General features: G+C 66.7%; 8 protein-coding genes. 4 read left to right on the top strand and 4 right to left on the bottom strand.

All coding sequences use genetic code 11. The annotated features are described in order from the left end of the window. Position 1: 1 nt before the first annotated feature. The 4 genes from ACIPIA_RS06700 (at position 2) to ACIPIA_RS06685 (ending at position 4,189) form a co-directional block, all read left to right on the top strand. Positions 2 to 121: a glyoxalase superfamily protein gene (locus ACIPIA_RS06700; RefSeq protein ID WP_400507877.1), complete on the top strand. Its 120-nt coding sequence runs from the start codon at positions 2 to 4 to the stop codon at positions 119 to 121. Between the two features lie 572 nt (positions 122 to 693). Beyond that, positions 694 to 1,839: a type III PLP-dependent enzyme gene (locus tag ACIPIA_RS06695; protein ID WP_400507873.1), complete on the top strand. Its 1,146-nt coding sequence runs from the start codon at positions 694 to 696 to the stop codon at positions 1,837 to 1,839. A gap of 226 nt (positions 1,840 to 2,065) precedes the next feature. Further along, positions 2,066 to 2,602 carry a GNAT family N-acetyltransferase gene (locus ACIPIA_RS06690; RefSeq protein ID WP_400507875.1) on the top strand — a complete coding sequence of 179 codons (537 nt, stop codon included), beginning with the start codon at positions 2,066 to 2,068 and terminating at the stop codon, positions 2,600 to 2,602. Positions 2,603 to 2,752: 150 nt separating this feature from the next. Beyond that, entirely contained in the window at positions 2,753 to 4,189 is a 1,437-nt protein-coding gene (locus ACIPIA_RS06685; protein WP_400507871.1) for a homospermidine synthase, read from the top strand. 16 nt (positions 4,190 to 4,205) lie between these two features. Here ACIPIA_RS06685 and ACIPIA_RS06680 read toward each other — a convergent pair whose 3' ends face one another. The 4 genes from ACIPIA_RS06680 to ACIPIA_RS06665 form a co-directional block, all read right to left on the bottom strand. Next, positions 4,206 to 5,603 carry an MFS transporter gene (locus ACIPIA_RS06680; protein WP_400507869.1) on the bottom strand — a complete coding sequence of 466 codons (1,398 nt, stop codon included), beginning with the start codon at positions 5,601 to 5,603 and terminating at the stop codon, positions 4,206 to 4,208. Continuing rightward, positions 5,600 to 6,271: an LON peptidase substrate-binding domain-containing protein gene (locus ACIPIA_RS06675; RefSeq protein WP_400507867.1), complete on the bottom strand. Its 672-nt coding sequence runs from the start codon at positions 6,269 to 6,271 to the stop codon at positions 5,600 to 5,602. Before ACIPIA_RS06675 ends, ACIPIA_RS06680 begins: the two co-directional genes overlap by 4 nt. A gap of 23 nt (positions 6,272 to 6,294) precedes the next feature. After that, positions 6,295 to 7,194 carry a thioredoxin gene (gene trxA / locus ACIPIA_RS06670; RefSeq protein WP_400507865.1) on the bottom strand — a complete coding sequence of 300 codons (900 nt, stop codon included), beginning with the start codon at positions 7,192 to 7,194 and terminating at the stop codon, positions 6,295 to 6,297. Positions 7,195 to 7,274: 80 nt separating this feature from the next. Beyond that, on the bottom strand, positions 7,275 to 7,778 hold a 504-nt coding region (locus tag ACIPIA_RS06665), incomplete at its 5' end, for a prolyl-tRNA synthetase associated domain-containing protein (protein ID WP_400507863.1).

Below are 7,778 nucleotides of genomic sequence, written 5' to 3'. Positions count from 1 at the left end.
GATCGGCAAGCGCTATACCTATTCGAAGCCGGGCATCGAGGAAGACGGTCCGGGCGGCCGGACACTGCAGGTGCCGGACCCGTTCGGCAATCGGATCCGCTTCTGCGAGAAGCGCAACTAACCCATAGCCGGCGAAGCGCTTTCACCCGTTGACTTGTTTCCGGATAAGCGCAGATCGACCCTGCAAAAAAATGCGGCTTCGGGCTCACAAAACACTTGTGATCCGGAGTCGTCGTCCGTATATCGCGTTCACCCAATTCGCACGTGCCTGTGGCCGCGTGCTGGTCGGTGGGCATCCGGACAAGAGGCCGGACAGCCGCCAGGGGTTGGAAGACGGATGGAGGGGATGGACATCCCTCAAATCACGCTTCCCAGTCTCCGCAAGGAGATTGTTCCCCGACACAGACCGGCAGCCGGAGGCAAAACCGGCGAACCCCGAATCTCCACGGGGGACGCAGCTTAAAGCAACGACGGAGCGGGCTTTTTTGGTCTCGTTGGCTTTCCACAGGTCAACACCGAAGAGGCTTGTCCTTCATTGCCGGCCGTGCGGGGTCTTCCCCAATCGAACGGTGTTTCGGGTCCGGACGGCTCGTCCGCTGTAGCAGGCGTCTCCAAAGCGCCTCGCGAAAGCGACGAATCAATCCGGCGATACATCGCATCGACGCCGCTTGCGTCGTAGGGGAGTCGCGTCTCATGACCGACCGCATCCGTGAGTTTCTTCGTACCCGACGTGAGGACGGGCCCTGCGTCGTCATCGACACCGATGTCGTGCGCGAGAACTATCACGCCTTTGCCCGCGCGCTGCCCGACACCCGCGTCTTCTACGCGGTGAAGGCCAACCCGGCGGCGGAAGTGCTCGCCCTGCTCGCCAAGCTCGGCTCCTGCTTCGACTGCGCCTCGGTCGTCGAGATCGAGCTCGCGCTCGCTGCCGGCGCCACCGCCGACCGCATCTCCTTCGGCAACACCATCAAGAAGGAGCGCGACGTCGTGCGCGCCATGGAGCTCGGCGTGCGCCTGTTCGCCGTCGACTGCACGGCCGAGGTCGAGAAGGTCGCCCGCTCGGCGGACAAGACCGGCGTCAAGGATGCGCGCATCTTCTGCCGCATCCTCTGCGACGGTGCCGGCGCCGACTGGCCGCTCTCGCGCAAGTTCGGCTGCGTGCCCGAAATGGCCGCGGACGTGCTCGAGCACGGCCATCGCATGGGCCTTATCGCCTATGGCATCTCGTTCCATGTCGGCTCGCAGCAGGCCAACGTGAACGCCTGGGATTCCGCCCTGGCGTCGGCCTCGGCGATCTTCAAGGAATGCGCCACCCGCGGCATCTCGCTGTCGATGGTCAACCTCGGCGGCGGTTTCCCGGCGCGCTACCTGAAGCCGATTCCGGGCGTGCCGTCCTATGGCGATGCGATCTTCCGGGCGCTGTCGAAGCATTTCGGCAACCAGCTGCCCGAGACGATCATCGAGCCGGGCCGCGGCATGGTCGGCGAAGCCGGCCTGATCGAGGCCGAGGTCGTGCTGATCTCGAAGAAGGCCGAGTCGGACGAGGTCCGCTGGGTCTATCTCGACATCGGCAAGTTCAACGGTCTCGCCGAGACCATGGACGAGGCGATCCGCTACCCCATCCGCACCACGCGCGATGGCGATGCGACCGTCCCGTGCGTGCTCGCCGGCCCGACCTGCGACTCGGTCGACGTCATGTACGAGAAGACCCCGTACATGCTGCCCTTCTCGCTGGAGATCGGCGACAAGGTGCTGATCGAGGGCACGGGCGCCTATACGACGACCTATTCGGCCGTCGCCTTCAACGGCTTCCCGCCGCTGAAGCAGTACGTCATCTGACGTCGGAAGGAGCGAGGGCTCCTTCCTCACCTATCGGGTCCGGCGAAGCGCCCTGCGAAAGCAGGCTGTCCGACGCCAGTCGGGTGGAGCGTGCGTGCCTCCAGAACGGAGGTGCGGGCGTGGCTCCCGCCGGACCCCCTTCCACACAATCCATCCGCTTGTGGCCGCGCCCGCGCGGCGCCGGGAAGGTCTGCGCATGAGCAGGCGCTCCGGCAGGAGGTGCGTCATGATCACGATCCGCGATGAAATCGCTGCCGACATTCCTGCCCGCGAGGCGCTGCTCGACCGTTGCCTCGGCGAGCGCCGTACGGCCAAATCCAGCGAGCGGCTGCGCGAGGGCCGGCTTCCGGCCGAAGGGCTTGCGTTGAGCGCCGAGCGCGATGGCGAGCTGCTGGCGACCGTGCGTCTCTGGCATGTGGAAGCCAATGGCGTAGCGGCGCTGCTGCTTGGCCCGCTCGCGGTCAAGCCCGAACTCCAGGGCGAGGGCCTCGGCAAGGCGATGATGCGCGAGGCGCTGTGGCGCGCGGCCTGCCGCGGGCACGGCGCCGTCATCCTGGTTGGCGACGCGCCCTATTATGCGCGCTTCGGCTTCGACCCGTCGCTGACGCGCGAGCTTGCCATGCCCGGACCGGTCGAGCGCGAGCGGTTCCTCGCCATCGAGCTGCGCGACGGTGCGCTCGACGGTGCCAGCGGTGTGCTGACCGCTGCCGGCGTGGCGGATGAAAAGGCCGCCCGGATGCGGGAGTTCGCGCAGGCCGCCTGACGCCTTTCACACCCGTCATCGCGCCGTCATCGCCCGGCGCTTTCCATGCTGAGACCGCGTGGAGGGCGCCGTTGCGATTGACGGCGCGATTTTGCGCTCATACGAGCTTTTCGAGCGCTTTTTGTTCCCAGAACCCAGGAGTTTCAGAGAATGACGAATTGGCCCGTCTACGGCGAGATCACCGGCCCGATCGTGATGATCGGCTTCGGCTCGATCGGCCGCGGTACGCTGCCGCTGCTCGAACGGCACTTCAAGTTCGACAAGAGCCGCTTCGTCGTCATTGCTCCCGATGATTCCAACCGCCACCTTCTTGACGAACGCGGCATCCGCTTCATCCAGGAAGCCGTCACCATCGAGAACTACCAGACGATGCTGACGCCCCTGCTCACCGCCGGCGGCGGGCAGGGTTTTTGCGTCAATCTCTCCTGCGACACCGGCTCGCGCGACATCATGGAGCTCTGCTCCAGCCTCGGCGCGCTCTATATCGACACGGTGAACGAGCCCTGGCTCGGCTTCTATTTCGACGAGAGCAAGGGCCCGGGCGAGCGCTCGAACTATGCGCTCCGCGAGATGACGCTGGCCGCCAAGCGCGCCCGCCAGCCCGGCTCGACGACGGCGGTCTCCTGCTGCGGCGCCAATCCCGGGATGGCTTCCTGGCTCGCCAAGAAGGCGCTGCTGAACATTGCCGCCGACATGCGCCTCAACGTGCCGCAGCCGAAGACCCGCGAGGAATGGGCCGGGTTGATGAAGCAGGTCGGCGTCAAGGGGATCCATATCGCCGAGCGTGACACGCAGCGTTCGAAGAACCCCAAACCGCCGGGCGTCTTCGTCAACACCTGGTCGGTCGAGGGGTTCATCTCCGAGGGCGTGCAGCCGGCGGAGCTGGGCTGGGGTACCCATGAGAAGTGGATGCCGGGCAATGCCCGCACCCACGAGGCCGGTTCGCAGGCGGCTATCTACCTCATGCAGGCTGGCGCCGAGACCAAGGTGCGCAGCTGGTGCCCGACGCCTGGCCCGCAATACGGCTTCCTGGTGACGCATAACGAGTCGATCTCGATCGCGGATTATTTCACCGTGCGCGACGAGACCGGCAAGGCGATCTACCGGCCGACCTGCCACTACGCCTACCACCCCGCGAATGATGCCGTCCTCTCGCTGCACGAGATGTTCGGCAATGCCGGCCGCCCGCAGGAGGAGCACCACATCCTCGAGGAGAACGAGGTCGTCGACGGCATCGACGAGCTCGGCGTGCTGCTCTACGGCCACGACAAGGGCGCGTACTGGTTCGGCTCGCAGCTCTCGACCGAGGAAGCCCGCAAGCTCGCGCCGTATCAGACCGCGACCGGCCTGCAGGTCACCTCGGCGGTGCTCGCCGGCATGGTCTGGGCGCTCGAGAACCCGAATGCCGGCATCGTCGAGGTGGAGGAAATGGACCTCGATCGCTGCCTGGGAATCCAGATGCCCTATCTCGGGCCGGTGAAGGGCTATTATACCGACTGGACGCCGCTCGACGGCCGCCCTGGGCTTTTCCCCGAGGACATCGACGAGAGCGACCCCTGGCAGTTCAGGAACATCCTGGTTCGCTGAGGAGACCGAACGGGCGCTACGGCGCCCGTTTCACCTTGACGCCGGCGAGCAGGGCCGCGCCCGCCAGGAAGAAGACGACCAGCACGGCGAGGCCGGCGCGCTGGCTGGCAAAGATCGTCGTCGCCAGCGCGACCAGCGTCGGCCCCATGAAGGACGTGACCTTGCCCGAGAGGGCGAAGAGCCCGAAGAACTCGCCGATGCGGCCGGGAGGCGCGAGCCGTGCCATCAGGCTGCGCGAAGCGGCCTGTAGCGGGCCGGCGACGAGGCCGATCAGCAGGCCCAGGCCGAGATAGACCCGCTCCGGCAGCGAGGCATAGAGCCCGTCGCCCTGCACCGGCGGTGCGGCCGGGATCACGAACAGGATGTGATCCGCGCTGAGCGACAGGATGCCGAGGCAGGCGAACAGCAGACAGGCGATCGAGCCGAGCACGACCGGCTTGCCTCCGATGGCATCGTCGAGCTTGCCGCCGAGCCAGGCGCCGAGGGTGCCGGTGACCGTGAGCATGATGCCGAAGATGCCGAGTTCGATGGTCTGCCAGCCGAAGACGCCCGCAGCGTAGATGCCGCCGAATGCGAACAGCGCGACCAGGGCATCCTGATAGATCATGTTCGCGAGCAGGAAACGGCCGAGCGACGGCAGTTTCGGCAGTTCGGCGAGAGTGGCCCTCAACCGGCCGACGCCGCCTCGGGCCGCCTCGGCGAGGCTCAGGCCCGTCTTGCTGGAATCCGGGGTGAACAGGAACATCGGGGTGACGAAGATGATGAACCACAGCGCCGTCAGCGGGCCGGAGAACCGGTCGCCCTCGCGCGCTGCGGCATCGAGGCCGAGGATCGGTGCGATGCCCGCCAAGGTCTTGCCCGTATTCGGGTCGGCCGCCAGCAGGCCGAGCGTGATGGCGAGCGAAAGCAGGCCGCCGAGATAGCCGATGGCCCAGCCCGTGCCCGAGAGCCAGCCAAGGCGCTCCGGCGGCACCAGCCGCGTCATCATCGCATTGTTGAAGGTCGTGGCGAATTCGGCGCCGACCGTCGCGACGACGAAGCCGGCAAGTGCGATCGGCACCGCGGCACTCGAGCCGGGCACTGCGAACCAGAGCATGGCCGATCCGATCACCAGAAGCGCGCCGAATGCGGCGATCCACGGCTTGCGCGGCCCGGTCCTGTCGGCGATGCCGCCGAGCAGGGGCGAAAGCAGAGCGATGCAGAAGCCGCCGAAGCCGGTGGCGTAGCCCCAGAGCGCCTGTCCGTCGGCTGCGTCCTTTGCGAGTGCCGAGGCGAAGAAGGGTGCGAAGACGAAGGTGGTGATCAGGGTGAAGAACGGCTGAGCCGCCCAATCGAAGAACAGCCAGGCGGTGACCGCGCGGCGCGGCGGCCATGCAGTCGGCGGAGCCTCGGCTGGCGGCGTGGCGACGGTCACTGCAGGGTCGTGTCCGGATCGCTGCCGCCGCGGGCGAGCTCGATCTCGGTGATCGCAACGAGAACCTCGGCCCGGTCCTTCAGCGTACCGGCCTCGAGCAGGGCCTGCTTCTCGCGCGGTCCGAACGGGCACATCATGGAAAGCGCGTTGACCAGGGCCTCGTTCGGCGCCTCGTTGACGCCCTTCCAGTCGATCTTGAGGTCGTTCGCCTTGGCGAAGTCCTTGAGCGCCTTGAGCAGGCCCTTGCGGTCGACTTCCTCCTCGCCGGTGCGGGCGACGAAATCCGCGGCGAAGGGTTCGTAGTCGACCCGGGCCTGCCGGTAGGCGGTTGCGACGCTCAGCTCCTCGACCAGGCGGAAGCGGCTGATGCCGGTGAGGGTGATGATGTAGCGGCCATCTCCTGTCTCGGAGAGTTGGGTGATGCGGCCGAGACAGCCGACCTTGAGCAGCGGCGGAATTTCCGGCTGGCGGCCGGTTTCCGGTTCGGGCTGGATCATGCCGATCACCCGCTCGCCCTTCAGCGCATCGTCGATCATGGCAAGATAGCGTGGCTCGAAGACGTTGAGCGGCATCTGTCCGCGCGGCAGGAGCAGGGCGCCGCTCAAGGGGAAGAGCGGGATCACCTCAGGGCAATCCCGGGCCCCCTCATAGACGGCGTTCATGCCCATGCGCGCTTCCGTCCTCTCGGCGGTCAGGAGAACAACAGTGTCGACAGCTTGCGGCGGCCGGCCACACTAGCCTCGTCCATCGGGCCCCAGACCTCGAAGAGCTGCAGCAGCTGCTTGCGGGCACCGTCGTCGTTCCACTTCCTGTCGGCCCTGATAATGGCAACCAGATGGTCGACGGCCTCATCGCGCCGATCGCGGGCATTGAGCGCCAGCGCCAGATCGAAGCGCGCTTGATGATCCTTCGGGTCGGCGGCGACCTTCGCTTCCAGCTCAGCGGTATCGCCGAGCGAAGCCGCCTGTTCGGCCAGCTCGATCGCGGCGCGGAGCGCGGAAATGCCGGGATCGCCGGCCTTGTCCTGCGGCGCCATGGCGAGGATGCCCTTGGCACCCTCGATGTCGCCGCTGTCGAGATGCAGACGCGCCAGCCCGGCAATGGCGGCGAGGTTCTCGGGTTCCAGCTGGAGAACGCCGGCATAGAGCTCGCTCGCGCCGGCCGGGTCGCCGGCTTCGGCCGCCGCCTGCGCGGCCTCGATCAGCTCTTCCGTCGCGCCTGGCCCCATCGGTCCGACCAGGCGCTCGATGAAGGCCTTCACCTGGCTCTCCGGCTGGGCGCCCATGAAGCCGTCGATCGGCTGGCCCTGCTTGAACGCGATGACGGCGGGAATGGACTGGATGCCGAGCTGGCCGGGGATCTGCGGGTGCTCGTCGATGTTCATCTTGACGAGCTTGACCTTGCCGCCCGCCGCCTTGACCACCTTCTCGATGACGGGGGTGAGCTGCTTGCAGGGGCCGCACCAGGGCGCCCAGAAATCGATCAGCACCGGTTGCTTCATCGATTCGGCGATGACGTCCTGTCGGAAGCCCTGCGTCGTTGTGTCCTTGATCAGGCCGGGTTGCTCGGCCGCCTCGCCATTGACCAGCATGGGTCGCCCTTCGTGATGCTTCGTCCAGATGCGGACGATGCCGTTTGGGCCGCCCGCCAATCGCCCATAGATGGGATGCTTCAGCCGTTCTGTCCATCGGGCGGCACGGGCAAATCGACGATCAGCGGTTCGTGCCCGGTGCCGCGGAAGAAGGCCAGCAGATCGTCGCGGCTGACGCGCAGCGTCGCGGTGTTGATCAGCGGATGGAAGTTGACGTCCTCGCCCGCCGCAAGCGTGGAGTCGAGGACCATGGTGACGTCGCCGGCGCGATCGTTGATCACGGCGAAGGCGGTGACCGAACCTGGCGTGACGCCGAGCTTCTCCATCAGCAGTTCGGCGGAGCCGAAGGAAAGCCGGCCGCTGGCGCCGATCGTCTCGTGCAGGCGCTTCAGATCGATTCGCGCGTGGGCCTCGGCCGAAACCAGGAACAGGCGGCCCTTCTTGTCCTTGAGGAAGAGGTTCTTGGTGTGGTGGCCGACCATCTCGTCGCGGTGCGGCGCCGTTTCGGCCACGGTGAATACCGCCGGATGATCGGTGCGCTGGTAGGATATGCCGCGCTCGGACAAATGCCGGCAGAGCTGATC

This window comes from Allobosea sp. CER48, from assembly GCF_044752385.1.
Lineage (GTDB): Bacteria > Pseudomonadota > Alphaproteobacteria > Rhizobiales > Beijerinckiaceae > Allobosea.
This window is presented reverse-complemented; position numbering and strand designations above follow the sequence as displayed.

What these genes read in the sequence shown, in the direction of transcription:
- ACIPIA_RS06695 (WP_400507873.1), top strand. Translation starts at nt 694, where the DNA reads ATGACCGACCGCATCCGTGAGTTTCTTCGTACCCGACGTGAGGACGGG.
- ACIPIA_RS06690 (WP_400507875.1), top strand. Translation starts at nt 2,066, where the DNA reads ATGATCACGATCCGCGATGAAATCGCTGCCGACATTCCTGCCCGCGAG.
- ACIPIA_RS06685 (WP_400507871.1), top strand. Translation starts at nt 2,753, where the DNA reads ATGACGAATTGGCCCGTCTACGGCGAGATCACCGGCCCGATCGTGATG.
- ACIPIA_RS06675 (WP_400507867.1), bottom strand. Translation starts at nt 6,271, where the DNA reads ATGGGCATGAACGCCGTCTATGAGGGGGCCCGGGATTGCCCTGAGGTG.
- trxA (WP_400507865.1), bottom strand. Translation starts at nt 7,194, where the DNA reads ATGCTGGTCAATGGCGAGGCGGCCGAGCAACCCGGCCTGATCAAGGAC.